The sequence below is a fragment of the Arcicella lustrica genome, assembly GCF_034930985.1.
Lineage (GTDB): Bacteria > Bacteroidota > Bacteroidia > Cytophagales > Spirosomataceae > Arcicella > Arcicella lustrica.
Genome location: NZ_JAYGIM010000012.1, coordinates 153,023 through 173,476 on the forward strand (window position 1 = coordinate 153,023; position 20,454 = coordinate 173,476).

The 20,454-nt window shown below is 33.4% G+C and carries 18 protein-coding genes; 11 read left to right on the forward strand and 7 right to left on the reverse strand.

The annotated features are described in order from the left end of the window. Window positions 1-119 precede the first annotated feature (119 nt). From VB798_RS16215 to VB798_RS16230, 4 genes are all read left to right on the forward strand, one after another. Window positions 120-1,349, forward strand: coding sequence for a multidrug effflux MFS transporter (locus tag VB798_RS16215; protein ID WP_323260180.1), 1,230 nt, complete (start codon window positions 120-122; stop codon window positions 1,347-1,349). A 565-nt stretch (window positions 1,350-1,914) separates the two neighbouring features. Then, complete coding sequence (locus VB798_RS16220) at window positions 1,915-2,688, forward strand: hypothetical protein (RefSeq protein ID WP_323260182.1); 774 nt, start codon at window positions 1,915-1,917, stop codon at window positions 2,686-2,688. 12 nt (window positions 2,689-2,700) lie between these two features. After that, window positions 2,701-3,240 (forward strand): hypothetical protein, encoded by a 540-nt coding sequence (locus VB798_RS16225; protein WP_323260184.1) that lies wholly within the window; start codon window positions 2,701-2,703, stop codon window positions 3,238-3,240. Next, window positions 3,215-4,051: a hypothetical protein gene (locus tag VB798_RS16230; RefSeq protein ID WP_323260186.1), complete on the forward strand. Its 837-nt coding sequence runs from the start codon at window positions 3,215-3,217 to the stop codon at window positions 4,049-4,051. Before VB798_RS16225 ends, VB798_RS16230 begins: the two co-directional genes overlap by 26 nt. A gap of 124 nt (window positions 4,052-4,175) precedes the next feature. On the opposite strand, the gene VB798_RS16235 is transcribed toward VB798_RS16230, so the two are convergent. Continuing rightward, the gene (locus VB798_RS16235) at window positions 4,176-5,393 is read right to left on the reverse strand and encodes a bifunctional 3,4-dihydroxy-2-butanone-4-phosphate synthase/GTP cyclohydrolase II (protein WP_323260188.1); all 1,218 of its coding nucleotides are present in this window, start codon (window positions 5,391-5,393) and stop codon (window positions 4,176-4,178) included. A 364-nt stretch (window positions 5,394-5,757) separates the two neighbouring features. Here VB798_RS16235 and VB798_RS16240 point away from each other — a divergent pair, with 364 nt between their 5' ends. From VB798_RS16240 to gldA, 3 genes are all read left to right on the forward strand, one after another. Then, window positions 5,758-7,971: a T9SS type B sorting domain-containing protein gene (locus VB798_RS16240; RefSeq protein ID WP_323260191.1), complete on the forward strand. Its 2,214-nt coding sequence runs from the start codon at window positions 5,758-5,760 to the stop codon at window positions 7,969-7,971. A gap of 113 nt (window positions 7,972-8,084) precedes the next feature. Continuing rightward, window positions 8,085-8,423: a YbaB/EbfC family nucleoid-associated protein gene (locus VB798_RS16245; RefSeq protein WP_323260193.1), complete on the forward strand. Its 339-nt coding sequence runs from the start codon at window positions 8,085-8,087 to the stop codon at window positions 8,421-8,423. Between the two features lie 75 nt (window positions 8,424-8,498). Further along, window positions 8,499-9,209 (forward strand): gliding motility-associated ABC transporter ATP-binding subunit GldA, encoded by a 711-nt coding sequence (gene gldA / locus VB798_RS16250; protein WP_323260195.1) that lies wholly within the window; start codon window positions 8,499-8,501, stop codon window positions 9,207-9,209. Between the two features lie 8 nt (window positions 9,210-9,217). Here the strand turns inward: gldA and VB798_RS16255 are convergent, their stop codons facing one another. From VB798_RS16255 to VB798_RS16265, 3 genes are all read right to left on the reverse strand, one after another. Continuing rightward, window positions 9,218-9,820: a methyltransferase family protein gene (locus VB798_RS16255; RefSeq protein ID WP_323260197.1), complete on the reverse strand. Its 603-nt coding sequence runs from the start codon at window positions 9,818-9,820 to the stop codon at window positions 9,218-9,220. Window positions 9,821-9,846: 26 nt separating this feature from the next. Next, window positions 9,847-10,566 carry a lipoprotein signal peptidase gene (locus tag VB798_RS16260; protein ID WP_323260199.1) on the reverse strand — a complete coding sequence of 240 codons (720 nt, stop codon included), beginning with the start codon at window positions 10,564-10,566 and terminating at the stop codon, window positions 9,847-9,849. 167 nt (window positions 10,567-10,733) lie between these two features. After that, window positions 10,734-11,948 carry a proline dehydrogenase family protein gene (locus tag VB798_RS16265; protein ID WP_323260202.1) on the reverse strand — a complete coding sequence of 405 codons (1,215 nt, stop codon included), beginning with the start codon at window positions 11,946-11,948 and terminating at the stop codon, window positions 10,734-10,736. Window positions 11,949-12,357: 409 nt separating this feature from the next. On the opposite strand from VB798_RS16265, the gene VB798_RS16270 reads away from it, so the two are divergent. Further along, window positions 12,358-13,452, forward strand: coding sequence for a chorismate mutase (locus VB798_RS16270; protein ID WP_323260203.1), 1,095 nt, complete (start codon window positions 12,358-12,360; stop codon window positions 13,450-13,452). A gap of 61 nt (window positions 13,453-13,513) precedes the next feature. Here VB798_RS16270 and VB798_RS16275 read toward each other — a convergent pair whose 3' ends face one another. Continuing rightward, window positions 13,514-14,791 (reverse strand): M20/M25/M40 family metallo-hydrolase, encoded by a 1,278-nt coding sequence (locus VB798_RS16275; RefSeq protein ID WP_323260205.1) that lies wholly within the window; start codon window positions 14,789-14,791, stop codon window positions 13,514-13,516. Window positions 14,792-15,177: 386 nt separating this feature from the next. On the opposite strand from VB798_RS16275, the gene VB798_RS16280 reads away from it, so the two are divergent. Further along, entirely contained in the window at window positions 15,178-16,077 is a 900-nt protein-coding gene (locus tag VB798_RS16280; protein WP_323260207.1) for an OmpA/MotB family protein, read from the forward strand. Window positions 16,078-16,173: 96 nt separating this feature from the next. Here VB798_RS16280 and VB798_RS16285 read toward each other — a convergent pair whose 3' ends face one another. Both VB798_RS16285 and VB798_RS16290 read right to left on the reverse strand, forming a co-directional pair. Then, on the reverse strand, window positions 16,174-17,079 hold the full coding sequence (locus tag VB798_RS16285; RefSeq protein ID WP_323260209.1) for a prohibitin family protein: 906 nt from the start codon (window positions 17,077-17,079) through the stop codon (window positions 16,174-16,176). Window positions 17,080-17,253: 174 nt separating this feature from the next. Continuing rightward, the gene (locus tag VB798_RS16290; protein WP_323260211.1) at window positions 17,254-17,721 is read right to left on the reverse strand and encodes an Mpo1 family 2-hydroxy fatty acid dioxygenase; all 468 of its coding nucleotides are present in this window, start codon (window positions 17,719-17,721) and stop codon (window positions 17,254-17,256) included. A 205-nt stretch (window positions 17,722-17,926) separates the two neighbouring features. Between VB798_RS16290 and VB798_RS16295 the strand changes: the two genes are divergently transcribed. Next, on the forward strand, window positions 17,927-18,505 hold the full coding sequence (locus VB798_RS16295; protein WP_323260213.1) for a thymidine kinase: 579 nt from the start codon (window positions 17,927-17,929) through the stop codon (window positions 18,503-18,505). An 11-nt stretch (window positions 18,506-18,516) separates the two neighbouring features. Next, window positions 18,517-20,400 (forward strand): type IX secretion system anionic LPS delivery protein PorZ, encoded by a 1,884-nt coding sequence (porZ, locus tag VB798_RS16300; RefSeq protein WP_323260215.1) that lies wholly within the window; start codon window positions 18,517-18,519, stop codon window positions 20,398-20,400. Window positions 20,401-20,454 lie beyond the last annotated feature (54 nt).

Consider the following 20,454-nt stretch of genomic DNA (forward strand, 5'->3'; position numbering starts at 1 on the left):
CAATAAGATTACATTCCTATCAAACCAAATCTTCTTAGTAATTTTGGAACTTAATTGGCTGGACAGCGATTAACTATTAGCCTGAAAAACAGCGATTTTATTATTCCAATTTATTTAAGATGTCAAAAAAAACTTACTATTCCCTTATTCTAATACTTGGTAGCTTAACGGCTTTAGCGCCTTTTTCAATTGATATGTATTTGCCTGGTTTTCCAGCCATTGCAGAAGATTTGAATACAAGCGCTGCCAAAGTATCGCTTACATTATCTGGATTTTTTATTGGAATTTCAGCAGGACAATTACTTTATGGTCCATTATTTGACCATTTTGGCAGAAAAAAACCTTTATACTTCGGTCTTTCCTTGTATATATTAGCCTCAATTGCTTGTATTTGGGTGAAAAATATTGATAGCTTAATTGTACTCAGATTCATCGAAGCCATCGGTGCTTGTGCAGCTACGGTTGCCTCAGTAGCGATGGTACGTGACCTTTTTCCTGTACAAGACAGTGCTAAAGTATTTTCATTATTGATGTTAGTTTTGGGCGTTTCTCCAATGATTGCCCCAACAGTTGGCGGAATTGTTACAGCTACTTTTGGTTGGCAAGCCGTTTTTATCATTTTAACTGTAATTGGTGCTTTATTACTTTTATCGGTAATACTTTGGCTTCCAAATAGCTATAAACCAGACCCATCACATTCTTTAAAGCCAGAACCTATCATTCGTGATTTTATTTCTGTAATTGTTGAACCACAATTTTACACTTATGCACTAACTGGAGCAATTTCTTTTGCAGGTTTGTTTGCTTACGTTTCAGGTTCACCAATGATTTTTATGAATGTTTTTAAAGTAAGCGAACAAGTTTATGGGTGGATATTTGCCTTTTTATCAATTGGATTTATTGGTGCAAGTCAGTTAAATAATATTGTACTTCGTAGATTTAAGAGTGAACAAATTATTCAAATAGCACTCAGAACACAAGTATTGGTTGGGTTTATTTTCTTAATTGCTTCTTATAATGATTGGCTTAATCTTGGCATTACGCTTTTCTTACTTTTCCTTTTTCTTTCTTGTATTGGTTTTGCCAATCCAAACATGGCAGCACTTTCTTTAGCACCTTTTTCAAAAAATGCAGGAACAGCCTCAGCCTTGATGGGAGCAATACAAATGGGAATGGGTTCTTTGATTTCGGTCGTAATCAGTATGTTCGATGAACCATCTACTTTACCAATGGTTGCCGCAATGGCAGTTTCGGCATTAATTGCTAACCTAGTTTATTTATTAGGGAAAAGAACAATTACTGAAACAGTTGAAATTGGAGACAGTGCAGAAGCTGGATTAGTGCATTGATATTTAAAAGACTTAACTGAGATTAAAGGATATAAACTTTAATATTTATTAGAGTTTATATCCTTGTTTTTTTTGAGCACCTATTTTAATTGTTGCACTTTCTGTGAAATTTTAACCACCTTTTTAACGATAGTCTAGCTTTTGTATCCATGTTATTCTTGCATTAAGAATAAAAATCTTAGATAAACTACCGCTTAATAAAAATTGACTCACTTTCTAACTGATTTCTTGCACATTAATATATTATTTTTTTATGTTTGTAACGTCTATTCATAGACTCAAGTAGTTGACGTTCGCAGGTAAATGAGGATGAATGAGTATATATTTACTTGAGATTATCATGCCTTATAAAGTTTCAACGACCACTTCAATAGCATAACCACTTCCTGAATGAGTTTGAATGATTTCATTATATACAAACTCGTCTTTTTTTCAATTTATATTATGAGTTATAATAATGGATATTAGCATCATTCATCAAGAATGCGCATTACTCCATGCTAGAATTGAATAATTCTTTTAACAATTAAATCATAAAAAAATGGAAACATTAGAACTATTGAAATTGGCTACGATTGAAACAGAATCAAGGTCTTTTAAGTCTTCTGGTTTAGAAGTTTTAAAGTACCAACCTGATCTTAAAAAAAGTAAAATGCTATTAACCCAACAAGGAACAGCTACATTGTTTATTGCCAAAAAAGGAGAACCTCTCTTAGATGAAATGTACAAATACCTAAAGGAGGGGAATGGAACAGAGCAAATAATTATAGAAAAGTTTATGAAGCAATTTAGCGGCATTAAAGAAATAGCATTAGAAGATGCTGTGTTGCTTCAAAAAAAACAGAATTTACTTGCTTCAGTACGATATGGAGGAAAAACACTTTTAGAAGGTTTTTTTGTTCCAGAAAAAATAAAAGTAGTTGGTGCATCTTTTCCTTATAATGGTGGGAGAATATCCGAAGAAGATTTTAAATTAACCCAGCATTACAAGAAAGAAAATTTAAAAGAAGAACTTCAAGGGTTTATTGTTTTACACGAACCTAATTTAACGAAAGCTGAAGCCGATATTCTCAAACAACTACCAGTTAATCAATTTGAATTGAACATTGGTACAAATCCACTCGGTTATGCTACAGGTTTAATTGCTATTGCTGTTGCTGTAAGTCTTGCTACTGGTATATGCTGCCCTCAACGGAATGAAGATTTTGTGATTCCAAATTATGCTTTTGATCCTTATGATATTCATTTACCTGATGCTGTTTTAAAGCAAATCAGTGTGTCTGCTGCTGCCTCTGAAATATTGAAAATTCGTAGAAACTTTCTAATTCATAAATATTAATAAATTTGTTTAATGGATATATACGAATATGCGATACTTGTGTTCTTTTCATCTTGGCTTATATTAACTGTTGTGTTTCATTTTCCTTTGACTGGTAATTATAAGCTAAGAGTAAAAGACCCCTTTGGTATTATTCCTGATTGGCGTTTCTTTTGCCCAACTCCAATTAAGCATAATTATCATATTTTACATCGTGAGTTTTTGCAAAACGGCGATACTTCTCCTTGGCGTGAAATACAACTTTTACCTCCAAGAAGTTTACTTGATGCGATATGGAATCCAGGACGAAAATCCCGAAAATCATTTTTAGATATAACTATTGAATTAGCCAACGTAGCATCCACGAACAAGGATAATGAAAATGTAATAATAGGCTCAGTTTCGTATTTAACAGTACTTAATTACATTTCCCAAATCAATAGTAATGAATGCTCATTTATTCAGTTCGCTTTAATGGCAAGCTGTTCTATCAATAAAAGTGAAAACACTGAATTATTACTTTTATCTAAAGTACATTTAATCAAAGATGAACATTCAACTAGAAATACTTAGCTCAACAAAATTAATTTGTGGCATTTGTTGTATTGTTTATGCACTTGAAAAATTGCTTTATAAAAAGCCGATGCATGATTTATTAAGTTGGGATGTTTTACAATTAAGACATCCTATTTTTATAAAAATCCCAATATTTGATAAGCTATGTTCTGACAATGGGATAAAAATAATAACAGTTATTTTCCTTATTGCCTCCTTAATTTCAATTATTACTGACCTTACGTTTATTATAATTCCTTGCTATTTTAGCATAGCCTTAAGTTTACTGATTTTTTCTGCAAGAAGTGCTTATGGAATGGATGGCTCTGATCAAGTAATTTTCATTATAGCTACTTGTTTATTATTGGTTTATATCCATAATACTATTATTACAAGAGATATTGTATTTTCATTTATTTCATTACAATTATTGTTTAGTTATTTTATTTCAGGCTATGCCAAACTGACTGCCAAAGTATGGAGGAATGGAGAGGCATTATTTGGAATTATGGGAAATGATATTTATGGGAATACTTATGGGTACAATTTATTATCCAAAAACATTAGAATATCTCGATTGCTATCATGGATTGTTTTTTGTTGGGAGGCTTTTTTCTTTGTTAGTATTTTTTGTAATCAGGAGGTATTTATTAGTTTTATTGTAATTGGGGTATTGTTTCATTTGACAAATGCTATAATTATGGGATTAAATACTTTTTTTCTCGCTTTTATTAGTTGCTACTTCCCTTTGATACATAGTTACTTATTATTGCATGGTCATGCTGTATTTACTCTTCAAGTATTTGATTTACAGATTCTTATTAAGTGAGGTGTTGGGTTGTTTTAAATGAATTAGTTCAAATAAAATGAAAAATCCACTCATCATCTGAGTGGATTTTATTATAAAAGTGACAAATTCAATTTTCTAGAGAATCAAACTAAGCCCTAATTTTTTACTTATGTCCCATAATGGTGTGACCCATTTTATCTCTTTTTGTTTTAAGATAGCTTTCATTATGAGGATTTGAGTCAATTTCAATAGGTACTGTTTCCACAATTTCTAAACCATAACCTAATAAAGCAGCTCTTTTCTTTGGATTATTCGAAATCAAACGGATTTTACTTAAACCTAAATCTCTTAAAATAGAAGCACCTACTCCGTAATCTCTTTGGTCCATTTTAAAGCCTAATTCAAGATTAGCCTCCACTGTATCACGTCCCATTTCTTGTAGTTTGTAGGCTTTTAGTTTGTTGATTAAACCAATTCCTCTACCTTCTTGGAACATGTATAAAATTACTCCTTTGCCTTCTTTTTCTACAATTTCCATCGCATGGTGTAATTGCTCTCCACAGTCACAACGACAAGAACCAAAAATATCACCTGTAATACATGAACTATGAACACGTACTAAAACAGGTTCATCTTTTTCCCAAGTACCTTTTACTAAAGCTAAATGTGTTTCACCAGTGTTAATTTGTTTGAAAGCAATTAAATCAAAATGACCAAACTCAGTTGGTAAATCAACGCCAATTTCACGTTTGATTAGACTTTCATGCTTTAAACGATACTCTACTAAATCTTTGATGGTTACTAATTTCAAATCAAATTTATCGGCAATCGCTCTTAAATCTGGTAAACGAGCCATCGTTCCATCTTCGTTCAATACTTCAATCAATACTCCAGAAGGTTTGAAACCTGCCAATTTAGCAAAATCCATGGCAGCTTCCGTATGCCCAGTTCTGCGAAGAACACCTTCTGTTCTTGCTTTCAAGGGGAATATATGCCCTGGTCTGCCTAAATCTTCAGGTCTAGTTTTTTCATCTACCAAAGCCTGAATCGTTTTAGAGCGATCATGTGCTGAAATACCTGTTGTACAGCCATTTCCCAATAAATCTACAGAAACAGTAAATGGTGTTTCGTGAGTAGCTGTATTTGAACCAACCATCATGGTTAAATCCAATTCTTTGCAACGGTCTTCGGTGAGTGTAACACACATCAAGCCACGTCCTTCACGAATCATAAAATTGGCTAATTCAGGAGTCATTGCTTCAGAAGCGCAAATCATATCTCCTTCGTTTTCACGATCTTCATCGTCGGCAACGATGATAATTTGTCCTTGGCGAATTGCTTCAATCGCCTCTTCGATACTATCTAATTTTATCTTTGACATTGTTTTCTTGGTAAAATCTTGAATCTAGGCTCAGAGGTTGCTGCATCATTACAATTCACTTGTATTTTTATAACCTCAAAGGTACGATTTTTTGTTCCGTTGCGTTAAAGATTAAAGCCTCGGATAGTCAAAAATATGTAATAAATTTGTTTGTTAAGGCAATTTTCAACAGCTTAATCCATCATCTTTCTATCTGTTATTGACAGTTCTAATAGATTTTGTGTCGTAATTTGTTGGAATAAACTAGAAAATATTCCTGAATCAAAAGTCTTGAAAAGTTTATAGCACAATTTTTGCGTATAGTATTGAAGAAATTTACTTTGTATAAATGAATATGATTTTGAATAAAATTGTAAAAACATTGATGACTCAGCTTGTTATAATACTGATGTCTGTTAATGTTTATGCGCAATGTAAAAATAAAGCTGAGCCACCCGGAACTGCACAAGGAGAGTTCAGTATTAACGGCATTAAAGTACAAGTGACAGGTGATGGCGATGGTAATAGTACAGCCTCTAATAATATCCCAGTTAAAATTTGTGAAGGAGAGACTGTAACTTTAAAAAATACAATTAATGCTACCAGTACAAATGGTGTTAATTACTGGTTGATGCCAGTAGCTCAGTACAATTCCCTGTCTGTTCCGCCTTCAACGCCAAGTACTGCAAGTGCTAGTTATAGCACCGTTGGTGGAGATGCTTCTGTTACAATAAATGCGTCATCGTCTTGGTACACCGGCCCGGGAATTTATGTAATTACTCAAGGAGATAATTCTGGAAGTGGAACGATAAATGATTATCATCATGCTTGCCAAGTTATTGAAATTATTAAGCCAAGTACTCCAGTAGCTACTTATAGTGTTTGTGCAGGCAATTTAATTAGGTTGAAATTGGAGGCTGACCCAAACAATAATTACGATGAATATGATGTGACATTTTCGGCTGTTGGAAGTTTATTTAACCCTACTTTTAATGTAAAACCTACATCGTATCCACAGACTGTATCTAGTGGACCAATTCCGGGTAATTTTGACAGAATAATTACAATCGTAGGACAATCTAAAACGGGAACTTGCCCAGCTCCAACTTATACTTCTCCCTCAATTTCAATGACTGGAAATACGATTGCACGTCCTTTAATTTCTTCAATTACTGGTACTGCTACTCAGCGTGAATTTGAAATGGCTGTTTTTGCCCAAAATAATATTCAGCGAAAAGTATTTATGAGAGACCCACTCACAACGGTTAATTATGATTATACAAATCCTGTATCAAATTATACTTCTACTTCAACGACTACATTTGATAAAGTTAGAGTAATTGTACCAAATGCTAACAGACAATATTGCTTTAGAACTGAGGCTGTTGACGCCAATTGTCCTATAACAACAAATGTTAACCTTGCTAATTTAAGCAGTGAAGAGGTTTGTACTACACCAGCAAATTTAGCGATGGTCAACAGTGCGGTTCAGGTTTCTTGGTTAAGAGCTTTAACAAATGTCACTGGAGGAGTCTATAACGACTACCGTGTTGAAAGATTATTAACTGACGGAGTAACAATTGATAAATTTTTTCCAGCAATTAATAATATTTCAACGCTTACGCTTACCGACGATGATGTTGTTTGTGGGAAAGATTATATCTACAGAGTTATTACTAATTATGGACAAAAATCTACATCTCAACTCTTGAGAATTAAAGCTACTTCAACAAAACCGCTTGCTAAAATTGCCAATGTTTTCGCTGATGTTCAAGCAACAAATAATTTAATCAACGTCAAGGGTTTTTTTGAATCGGGTACTGATGAACCCACTCCAACTGAAATGCTAGAATACCGTTTTTATCGGGCAGATTCTTATAACGGTTCTTATCAATTTTTGCAAGCAACAGTACCGACAACCAATACAATTGGTGATGCCACAGCTGATATAAATAAACAATCTTTCTGTTATTATATGACTTGGAAAGATTTGTGTGACAGAGAGTCGGTGCCATCTGAAAAAGTTTGTAGTATTTTCTTATCCTCATCAGTTTCTGTTATTAACTGGACGCCAGAATCATCATTTTCGATTGCAACTGATTTTTATCGGGTTAATAAAATTGACCCTGCCACTCGACTAGTAATAAAACCTTTGGCAAATAACCTGAAAAATACTTATGCTTTTAATGCACAGGGTTTGCCAGATAGCGAAGGGCAAGTAATTTATCTTCAAATCGAAGCTAAACCTACTACAGGAAGTATTAGTCAAAATACTCATTCTAACATTGTAAGAATTTATCGACCATCACTTTTATTGAGTCCTGATGCCTTTACACCTAATAATGATGGCGTGAATGATCAATTTATTGTTTATGGTAGATTTGTCCAAAAACTAAAAATGAGTATTTATGATCGTTGGGGAAATCCTGTTTTTTATGGAGAAACCGATAATTATCCAAATAATTCTCAGTTAGGTTGGGATGGTACTTTGAAGAATGGTGAAAAAGCATTGCAAGGAATGTATGTGTATAAATTAGAAGTAGAAGATGCTACAGGACAAATGATTACTAAGGAAGGAACATTATTTTTGACTTACTAGAAATTAAATTTTTTCAAAAGAAAACTCATGCGCAACATGAGTTTTCTTTTTTGTGTTAAATGAATAGTGTTGTAACTTGCAAAGAAAATTTATTACCAAAAAATACGAAGATTATGTTTGATATGATGGGAATGCTTGGAAAAGTGAAAGACCTCCAAGCGAAAATGAAAGAGGCTCAAGAATCATTAGTTACAATTGTTGAAACTGGTGAAGCAGGAGCAGGGATGGTAATTGCTACGGTAAATGGGAAAAAACAAATCTTGAAAATTGAAATTGATGAAGACTTACTTAAACCTTCTGACCGTGAAGTTTTACAAGATCTAATTGTAGCCGCTACCAATAATGCAATGGAAAATATTGAAGATAAAATCAAAGACCATCTTCAAAAAGCTACCCAAGGTTTGATGCCAAATATTCCTGGAATGGATTTAGGAAGTATGTTTGGACAATAATTGTTGCAAACAAAGAATTCAGGAATAAAACTTTCATTCATTCCTGAATTTTATCATATTCTTACCTTTCAATTTATGTCTTTAAAAATTCAGAATTTAGTGAAGATTTATGGTACGCAAAGTGCCGTAAATGATATTTCTTTCGAAGCAAATCAGGGTGAAATCGTTGGCTTTTTAGGCCCAAATGGTGCTGGAAAATCCACAACGATGAAAATCGCTACTTGTTATCTTACTGCTACTTCAGGAAAAGTTGAAGTTTGTGGCTACGATGTAAAGCAAGATGCGATGGAAGTACGAAAAAATATCGGTTATTTACCAGAACACAATCCTTTATATTTAGAAATGTATGTGAAGGAATTTCTGGAATTTGTGGGCGGACTTTATCAGATAAAAGGACAAAAACTGCAAAATAGAATTGCTGAAGTAATTGATTTAGTAGGACTTACACTAGAGCAGAAAAAGAAAATCGGGCAATTATCAAAAGGCTATCGTCAACGTGTTGGCTTAGCGCAAGCACTTATTCATGACCCTAAAGTGCTGATTTTAGATGAACCTACTACTGGACTTGACCCAAATCAATTAGCTGAAATTAGAGGCGTTATTAGAAATATTGGAAAAGAAAAAACAGTTGTTTTTTCAACGCATATCATGCAGGAAGTAGAAGCGATTTGTGATAGAGTAGTCATCATTAATCACGGAAAAATCGTAAATGATAGTTCGCTTTCGGTCTTGAAAACTTCTGGAAAAACAATGGAAGAAGTTTTCAGAAACCTTACCAATCATTAAGTGATGGTTTATTTTCCATCACTTATTTTAGGAATCAACATCGGTACTTCTTTTTGATATTTTTCATATTGCTTCCCAAATTCCTTTACTAATCTTTTTTCTTCAAAATGAATCCCAATCCTGATATAAAAAGTTAAGCTGATTGCCGTAACTAAATGCAAGGATGTTCCGAAAAAGCCAAAAGCTCCCCACAAAAAAATCAATATCCCCAAATAAAGTGGATGACGAACGATGGATGATAGTTCATCTTTAATTAATAATGGCTGTTTCTTTTTATTTGAATCTTTGAGAACATCTGTTCCTAAAAACTCAGATAAATCATATTGTTTTAAAGCTGAAAAGCCAAGAAATATTCCTGAGCCCATCATTAAACCTCCCAAAATTTGATTCATGATTGATTTTTCTAACAATAATTCTGTTGGAGAATCAAGCTGAAATTTAATAATAGGTAATATTAATATAACTGCTAAGATGTTATAAATCAGTCGATAATAAATAGAAAATCTTCCCAAAATTGATTTAAGAAGATTTTTAAAACTTTCAGTGGCAGTTAAACTATGGAAAACACCATAAACTATCCAAAGTATTGATAATATAATTTCTGATTTCATTTTATACTCAAACAAAATTTTATTTGTTATTCTTGAGGTTTACTTTCTGATTCTTCTGTTGTTTCTTCCTGTAAATCAGTGTCAATATTTTCAAATGTACTTACTTCATTATCATCTGCATTAACTTCATTTTCAGATGTTACAGTTTCGTTTTTAACTTTTGGTTCTTCAAAGAATTTATTCTGGAAAATCAAAATAGTTACAACACCACAAAAAATAGAAGCATCTGCAAAATTGAAAATTGGTGTTGAATACCAAGTTCCTCCCCAAATAGGTAACCAGTCAGGTAACCAACCTTGATAAATATCAAAAAAGAACATATCAATTACTTGTCCATGAAACCAAGGGGTAGGAGAATCTAAAGGGGCATTATGGAAGATGATTCCATAAAAAGTACTATCAACCACATTCCCAATGGCTCCACCTAAAATGGCAGCAATACTCCACAACAAACCTACATGAGCTTTTTTACGTGCCAATGATACCAAGTAAGCGCCAATTCCAAACATCGCCACTATTCTAAACAAACTTAAAACTATTTTGCCGTATGGCTTAGGAATAAATTCGAGGGTCATCCCAAATGCCATCCCTTTGTTTAATACATAATGCAACTTGAATAAATTACCAATAATTGGTACTTCATTACCTTCATATTGCAAATATTTATGAACAGCTACTTTAATAATTTGGTCAATAACAATAAGCAAAAAGGTAAGCCAAAAGTATTTATATGGGGAACGAAACATATTGAATTTGAGCGATTGGTTGGAAAAACTGATATGAATTGTTGGATTTTAATGAAAATGATAATCTTCGCAAGTTACAAAATAAAAGTCACAAAGTCAGAAACACTTATGTTAACTGTCTTTGTGACGAAATATTTAATCTAAAAGTATAATAGCTTCAAATAATATTATTTTTTGTGAAAAGCTAGTCTTTTTCTTCTCACAATTTCACGTTTAATTAAAGTAAATTCTCTACTTGCTTGTCCAGAAACAGAAGTGTTTTCATCTGCACGACGGAACAAATATGGCATTACAGCTTCTACTGGACCATAAGGAACATATTTTGCTACATTATAGCCAGCTTTTGAAAGGTTGTACGAAATATTATCCGACATCCCCAAAAGTTGAGCGAAATAGAAGTGTTTGTCGGCAGGAGCTATTTGATTTTTTTGCATCAAATCAACCAAATGTTTACAACTAAATTCGTTATGAGTACCTACACAAAGCGAAATGATATTTCTGTTTTCTACGCAAAAATCAACACCTAAATTATAGTCGTGGTCGGTTGCAGCTTTTGTTTCATGAACAGGTTCACAATAATTTTCTTCGTGTGAACGCTGACGTTCTTTTTCCATGTAAGCGCCTCTTACCAATTTTACACCTAAAAGGAAATTACTTTCACGAGCATGTTGAGTAGCATCTTTCAAATTTTGCAACATATCTTTACGATACATCTGGAAAGTATTATAAACAATACAAACCTCTTGGTTGTATTTTTCCATCATTCCATAAGTAAGGGTGTCGATAGTATCTTGAATCCAAGATTCTTCAGCATCAACAAAGATTCTTACTTTCAAAGCATGAGCTCTTCCGCAAAGGATGTTCATTCTTTCTCTTACTCTTTCGAAAGCGGCTTTGTCATCATTATCTAATTCTTCCTCATTCTGGATTTTTTCAAGTAAATCCATACTTGCAATACCTGTTACTTTGAATACTGCGAAAGGAATAGAAATGTTCTCGTTGGCTTTTTCAATCGTTAACAATACTTCTTGAGTAGTTTTGTCAAAACTTTTTTCATTGTCTTCGCCCTCTACTGAATAGTCTAATATTGTGCCAATATGAGATTTGTCCAAATTTTCTATTGTCTTATTACATTCGTGCAAAGTTTCTCCACCACAAAACTGTTCAAACACAGTAACTTTTATGAGTTTTTTTATGGGAAAATGAAGAAAAATAAAGAGTTTGATAAAAAAAGTCCCTAACTTTACGAGCCAATTCTGGTTCATACTTGCGAAGATTAAATAAATCTTCTTCAATTGTAAGTTAGATTTTGAAGAAAAAGCGATTGAAGTATCTTCAAAACTAACTTTTGTGGACTCCTTAAGGGTTGATGTGGCTGGCATTTTGGTCATGTTACAGACGAATAATCGTATATAAATTAAAACTGAATGATAATTTATTGATTGATAATCAGTTTAATATGATTTAGAGCGTCGTCAGTTGTTTTACTAAAACGTGCAAATATAGCATATTAGAATAATACAAAAACAAATTTTATCGGATTAAATTTTTTAGTTTAGTATTTACTCAGATTTTAGAGGGAGAGCTTAATCAAATTTAAATAAAGCTTTTACAATATTAAATGAAATATTATGGAGGTTGATACTGTTTGTTACAAAATAATGTTTTGAAAATTTGTTAACTGTTGTTTGAAAAAAAATTAATTTTTTTGAAGATTTTAGAATCTTAGAGAATGAGAAATTGATAGAGTATAGATAATAGCAGTTGATTTTACTTAATACTGTTTGCCAAATGAACGCAAATTTAGATGTAGTGCCGATGCAGGAATGGATAAAAACTGACGGCAAACCCTTGATTATCGCAGGTCCATGTTCAGCCGAGACGGAAGAACAAGTGTTGGAAACTGCTAATAGAATTAAAGCAGAAGGATATGCCCATATCATGCGTGCAGGTGTGTGGAAACCACGCACACGTCCAGGAAGTTTTGAAGGAATGGGAGAACCAGCTTTAAAATGGCTTGTTGAAGCAAAAAAACAAACTGGATTACCATTAGCTATCGAAGTAGCAACTCCTGAACACATAGAACTTGCTCTTAAATATGGAGTAGATGTATTATGGATTGGTGCTAGAACTACAGTGAACCCTTTTAACGTACAAGATTTAGCTGACGCTCTTAAAGGTGTTGATATTCCTGTATTAGTTAAAAACCCTGTAAATCCAGACTTAGCACTTTGGGTTGGTGCTTTTGAACGTTTGCAAGGATCAGGCATTAAAAAATTAGGTGCTATTCACCGTGGTTTTTCTAATGCTCAAGAAGTAAAGTATCGTAACTCACCAATGTGGCAAATGGCTGTTGAGATGAAACGTTTGTTTCCTCAATTACCTATCATCGGTGACCCATCTCACATGGCTGGAAAGCGTTCGTTGTTGATGGAATTGTCTCAAAGAATTCTTGATTTGAATTATGACGGGATGATTATCGAAACTCACCGTGATCCAGATGCTGCTTGGTCTGATGCTTCACAACAATTGACTCCTGAAGCTTTAGGAACAATGTTACGTGAATTAGAAGTGCGTCAAGCAAATTATGGTGCTGAATTTACTGACGAATTAGCGGCAATGCGTGCTAAAATTGATAATATCGACCGTGAATTAATGGAAGTATTAGCAGCTCGTATGGCTATCGTTGAGAAATTAGGTGAATACAAACGTGATAACAACGTTGCAGTATTACAATTAGATCGTTGGAAACAAGTTCATGCTGACCGTGCTAAACAAGCAAGTGGTTTAGGCTTGTATCCAGAATTCGTTGAAGAATTGTTCAAATTGGTTCACTTAGAATCAATTCGTAAACAAACAGAAGTAATGAGCTCTACAGTAGCTTAATTTTTCTGAAAGTTTATCATAAAAAAGTGGTTGTTTCTAATCTGAAACAACCGCTTTTGTTTTATCGGGTTAATCTATAAATGAGCAAAGCTGTTCTTTGTACTAATTTTGGAAATTCTTTAATGTTCATAGTTTCTCCGGGAGCATGAGCCCCTTTGCCAGAAGCACCCAAACCATCCAAACAAGCAACATATTTGGCAATGTACGAAATATCACCTGCGCCTCTTGAACCAGGGTCACCAGCTTTTACTTCACCAAAACCTAAATCCAAACTTACTTTATTGACAACAGCCAGTAATTGTTCGTTTTGAGGAGTTGGTTCCATCGCTGGAATACCGTCTGAGAAAACAATTTCCGCTTTTGTTTTATTCAAGCTTTGAGCAACAATTTCTTTCATTTTTATTCTAGCATTTTCTTTCTGAGTTTCAGTAAGAAATCTCAAATCTCCTGAAACCATTACTCTTGGAGAAATAATATTATCTTTCCCAATCGTCTCATTGTTATTGTTAATCTCAGAACCGCCCATAATTAATCCCGGATTGAAAGTCAAGTATTTCTCAGTACTGAGTTTTTCTCTGAATTCATTCAAAATTCTAGCTGCTTCATAAATTGCACCATAACCAGCTTGTTGACTAAAAATGGTTGAAGAATGCCCCATCACGCCTTTTACATTTAATTTCCATCCACTTGCGCCTCTTCTAGCTGTTGCAACGGTATTCAAATTAACGGCAGTTTCAAAAGCTAAAGCAATTTCATTTTTCTGAGCTCTTTCTATAAAATCTTTTCTACTAATACTGGTTGGTCGGCCTGCACTTTCTTCATCTCCAGTGAAATAGGCAGTAAGTGAAGTATTTTCAAGTAAACCATTTTGATGAAGTGCTTTCAAGGCAGCTAATAAAACAATGTCGCCACCTTTCATATCATTTACTCCTTGTCCTGTAACGGTAGAATCATTTAGATAAGTGTAAGGAGTGAAAGACATTGCTTTTTCAAAAACAGTATCTAAATGACCGATTAAAAATACTCTTTTACCTTGATTCCCTTTGCGTTCTGCCACTAAATGCCCCGCACGGTTGAGCGAATCTGGAAGTGAAATCCATTCAGTTTTAAAGCCAATTTCATCGAATTCTTTTCTGAGAATACCGCCTACTTCACGAACGCCTTCGGTATTCATCGTTCCACTGTTGATATTTACAATCTTTTTGAGGAGTTGTTCAGTTTGTGGCATTTGTTGATTGATGTAGTCAACAATTTTCTTTTCAGTTGCATTTAGTTTTTGAGCTTTTGTGAAGTTTCCAAACAGGGCTAGAAAACTAGCTGTTAGTACAATTTTTTTCATGATTAATATTTTTGTTTATCCTAAAGTATTAATTTTTTGACAAAATCGAAAATATGAATGTTACTTAGAAGGCTCAAAAGGGAATAATTGTCAGGGAAATTGAGCAAGAATTTCCTATTTCGTAGAATTTTACTTAGTACTTTTAGATTCTCCTGATTGTCTAATTTCAGGATAAATACTCTTTGAAGATTTATAGAGGAAATATTTTGAACTTATCAAATCTTGTTTTGACTTATTTTGGGATATACGTACTAATCCATGAAAATTGACATGATTTGACCTTTTTTATGCTTATACTAAAGACAAATCATGACAATTATGTAATTTTTTTATAGTATTTTCGTTTCAAATTTTAATAGAGCAATTAGCATTAAAACTAAAAAAGTATGAAAAAATTAATTTTGTTTGCCTCATCAATAGTAATCATGTCTTCGTGCGTGAGTAAGAAAAAACTAACAGCTGCTCAAGCGGAATATGCTAACTTCAAAGCAAGCACTGAAAGCTCTCTTGCCAAAGCTAAAGCGGACTTAAACGACTGTGATAAAACAAGAGCAAGTTTAGAAGCTGATTTGAAATCGAAAGATGGAGATTTGCAAGCTAAGATTAAACAGTTGAAAAGCTTAGAAGATCAAATCGACTATTTGAAAAAAACTAACACTAATTTGTTAGACAGAATGTCGGATCTTTCTATCGTGAGCAAAGCTGGTGCTGAAAGTATCAAAAAATCTTTGGAAACTTTGAACGACCAAAGTAAATACATCAAAGACTTGAACTCTTCTGTTCAACGTAAAGATTCTTTGAATTTAGCTTTAGTAATGACATTGAAACGTTCATTAGCTGATGTAAATGATGATGATGTAACGGTAGAAGTGAAAAAAGGAGTTGTGTATATCTCAATTTCTGATAAAATGCTTTTCCAATCGGGTAGCGCAGTTATCAATTCAAAAGCTGAAACAGTTTTAGAAAAAGTGGCTAAAGTTGTGAATGACCACAAAGAGTTAGATATTTTAGTTGAAGGTCATACTGATAGTGTACCTATCGCTACTGACTGTTTGAAAGATAACTGGGATTTAAGTACTAAGCGTGCTACTTCAGTTGTTCGTTTGTTACAAACTAAATTTAGTGTAGCTCCTGAGCGTATGACTGCTGGTGGACGTTCTGAATTTGCTCCTAAAGATTCAAACGAAAATTCTGCTGGACGTAAATTGAACCGTAGAACTGAAATTATCGTAACTCCTAAATTGGATCAATTCTTCCAATTATTGGCGAATGGTCAAGGAAAATAAGATTTGATAGAAAATAATTGTTTGAATTATCAAACGAAATTTTTCAAATCTATTCAAATAAAAGCCTGTTTCCAATCCGGAAACAGGCTTTTTGTTTTATTTATCTCCTAGAATTATTGGTGTATTTCCTTTGCCACCTAAAACAATAACTTTAGCATTGGGTGAAAGCGCTAATTCTTTTTGCGCTTTTATCATTTCGTATTGCAATTGTTTATCACTTAAACCAGTAGAAAGGATTTTCTGATAATCGGCTATACCTTGTGCTTCAACTCGTTTACGTTCGGCTTCTTGTTTTTCTTTCTGGAGTATAAATTGCATTTTTTGAGCTTCCTGTTCTGCATTAATTTTGGATTCAATCGTTTGTTTTACAGAAGTTGGTAAATTGATATTTCGGATTAATAATTGTTCAAGCAACAAACCTCTTTTTGATAAATCTTTTTCAATAGATTTGAAGATTCTCGTTTGAAATTCATCTCTTTTGGTAGAATAAAGTGCTACTGCATCATAATAAACGGCATTATCTCTGATTTTTGTTCTTGTGATTGGTCGAACAACTTTGTCGTTATAATCTAAGCCAATTTCTTTTAGAATTTTTGGAGCATCGGCAGGAACAATTCTGTACAAAACTGTTAGGTCGATAATTACTTCTAAACCATCGGCGGTTAGTACCCTGATTGCATCGTCGCCGTTCTTACTTCCTTCATCGTGTATTGCCGACATCGTGTAGTTTTGCGTTTTGGTATCAAAGGTTTGTACTTCAGCTAAAGGATTTACAAAGTTTAGTCCACTTGATAAAGTATTAGGATTTACATTTCCGAATAATGATTGTACGCCTACTTCGCCTGCATCAATTTGTTTAACACCAGCATTGAGAAAACCGATTCCAACAATAATACTTCCAACAACTTTAACTGGGCGAGAAAAACGTGCAATTGATAAAGAAGGAGTATTAATAGCAAAGCCTACTACTAAAACGATGATACCTAAAATAATTACAAACATGGTTTTGGTTGATTTAAGTTTGAAATTTGAGATGCTTTCAGTTAAATGGCTGAAAACGAAAACAGTATCAAATATTAACTACTTGATACTGTTTTATCCTGAAATAGTATGGATGGTAAGTTTTAAGGACAAGGAGTGCTGTTAGAATGTGTCTAATTTATCCAATTGTTATTTTTAATAATTTATACCCAGACGTTGGTAAATAAAGCTCATCAACCAAGCTGGGCCTATCATTAAAAAGAGTAAATCTTTGAAGAAGGAAGGTTTTTTTCCTTCAATTTTATGCCCCCAGAATTGCCCAATCCAAGCCAGTACAAAAATGGTAACGCATGCTTGCCAAAGTGGCACAAAAGCGGAATGTTCAATTAAATAACAAATGAATAAACAAAGTGCTGAGAATAGGAACATTCCAGCGGATAAAGGTTTAGATAAATTAAAGTAATAAATAAGCGTTAGTGTCAGCACGATTAATGCAACGTTGCCTTGAATATTACCGAGACTAAAGAATGAGAGTTTGATGCTATAGAGTAGCCCTAAAAGACTAAAAAAAATGAGTGGAACGCAAATCCAATGAACAGTTTTGTTCGTGGGGTTTTGATGGCTTTCTCCGTATTCGTCGAGCCATTGATTAATCGTTTTCATGTTGTATTAGTGATTTATGGTTAAGTAAGTACAATAATACTAAATAATCTTCAAATAAGACAATTTATTTGCTCCTTTTTTGTATTATTTTGTTATTAATCAATTTACAATTTTTTGTCTTTAAAAGATAATTTCATATCATCCATTTTAAATTCTTTATCTTCGTAAAAAGATAGATTTTTTAGAACCAAAAATAATTAGCGAAGTGTTTATTGAACCGTATCATAACCAACATCAACAAAATGGAAAAAAAACAGGCTGGATAGAAGTAGTCTGTGGCTCAATGTTTTCTGGTAAAACAGAGGAGTTAATTCGTAGATTGAATAGAGCAAAAATAGCCAAACAAAAAGTAGAAATCTTTAAGCCTGCCATTGATGTTCGATATCATCATGAAGATATTGTTTCGCATAATTCTTCCTCAATTCGTTCAACACCAATACAATCTTCGCATGAAATCCTCTTACTTTCTGGTGATTGTGATGTTGTTGGTATCGACGAGACCCAATTTTTTGATGAAGGAATCGTTGAAATAGCAAACTCTTTGGCATTTAATGGAAAAAGAGTAATTATTGCGGGTTTGGATATGGATTTTCAAGGCAATCCTTTTGGTCCAATGCCAGCGCTTATGGCTATTGCAGAATACATTACAAAAGTTCATGCAGTGTGTATGGTTTGTGGAGACGTTGCCAATTATTCATACAGAAAAGCTGCTGGAAAAGAACAAGTAATGCTAGGCGAAACCGATAGCTATGAAGCAAGATGTAGAAAATGTTTTCATTTATAACATAAAAATTTATGCTTGTTGAAGTGTCAAAAAGAAGCAAAACAGTTTTTAAACCTAAAAACTCTCATTGGTTTATCTTAAATCTGCTCGTTTTTTCTTGCTTATTGAATGTCAGTATTTCTTCTCAAATTTTAGCACAAGTCCCAATTGGTACTTGGCAAACTTACTTCAATTATACTAGCGCAAAAGATATTGCCATTGTTCAAGATAAGATTTACTGCGTAACAGAAAATGGCTTTTTCTATTATGATAAAAAAGCAAATGAATCAGTTAAACTTTCTAAAATTGATGGTTTATCAGAAATTGGCATTGTGAAAATTGCTTATGCTGTCAATCAAAATACGCTAATTCTTACTTACCAAACTGGAAATATTGATTTGATGCAACTTGATGAAAAAGCAGAACCTTCAAAAATTACTAATATTTCTTTGTTGAAAGAATCTAGTTCAATTCTTGGCAGTAAAGTAGTCAATCATATTTCAGTCAAAGATAACCTTGCTTATTTAGCTTATGATTTTGGTTTAGTAATTCTTGACCTTGAAAAAGAGGAAATTAAAGAAACCTATCAAAATTTAGGGGAAAATGGTAATGCTATCAAGATTTATAAAACAGAATTTGCAAGTGATTCTATCTTTTTAGCTACTTCTGTCGGCATTCGCAAAGCTAAATTTGCCAGTAATATCAATCTACAATTTTTTGGTAATTGGCGTACTCTGACAGCAGAACAAAGTACTTTGGTAAATTGGCAGAATGGACTTATTATCGCAGCAGAATCTGGAAGAGTATCTTCTTATCAAAATGGTAAATTATCTGGTGTATTATTACTTTCTGATAAAATAACCTCCATCAACCATATTACAGGCAACAAATACTTCCTTATTGCCAATGGTCAGCTAAATATTTTGGATATGGATTTGCTGACTTTTACAAAAGTATCAGATGCCAAAATTCAATCACCACAATTTTTAAGGACAGATTCACAAGGGAAATATTGGATTGCTGATCATAAAAATGGACTTTTAAGTAACGTCGAAGGAAATTATAAAACCTACAGTCCGAATAGTTTAGATACTTTATTCAGTAAAAGAAAAGATTCTGTCGTAGTAGATTTAGAAGGAAATACATGGATTAGGAGTAATAATTTTGGTGGTATAATGGTAAAAAACACCAGTAATCAACAAAAATACATCACCACTGGCGTAGGTTTTGGCAATTTGCCAAGTACTACTGTGAAAACTTTGGCATTGGATAAAGACGGACAAATGTGGGTTGGTACTGATAGAGGTGTAGTTGTTTTTGATAATCCTGCAAATGTTTTTACTGGTAGAAATTTTGATGCTTATACACCCGTTTTTGAAAGAAGAAGATTGTTAGGAAACGAAACAGTAACAGCAATAGGCATAGACGGAGGAAATAGAAAATGGATGGGAACGTTAAACGGCATCTTTTTATTCAATGCCGACGGAACGGAATTAGTCACAAATTTCACCGAAAGTAATTCACCTTTACCTTCTAATGCTATTGACTATATTACCCTTGAACAAAGTTCAGGAAATGTATTTATTCGTACAACAAAAGGTTTGGTTTCATACAGAGGTACTGCTACCGAAAGTACCAATAATCAAGCTGAAGAGAATGTAAAAGTGTTTCCGAACCCTGTTAGACCAGATTTTGAAGGACAAATTGGTATTGAAGGATTGGTTGAAAATGCCTTCGTAAAAATTACAGACATTGCAGGAAATTTAGTTTATGAAACCAGAGCCAACGGCGGTACTGCTGTTTGGAGTGGAAAAACTTTAGATGGGAAAAGAGCTGAAACAGGAATCTACTTGATTTTTTCTGCGAATGCAAAAGGAGAGGAGACTTTGGTAAGTCGCTTGGCTGTAGTGAAGTAAGCGTAGCTTTGATAGACAAATTGAAAATGGGTTTAGAACTTTTAGATTCTAAAC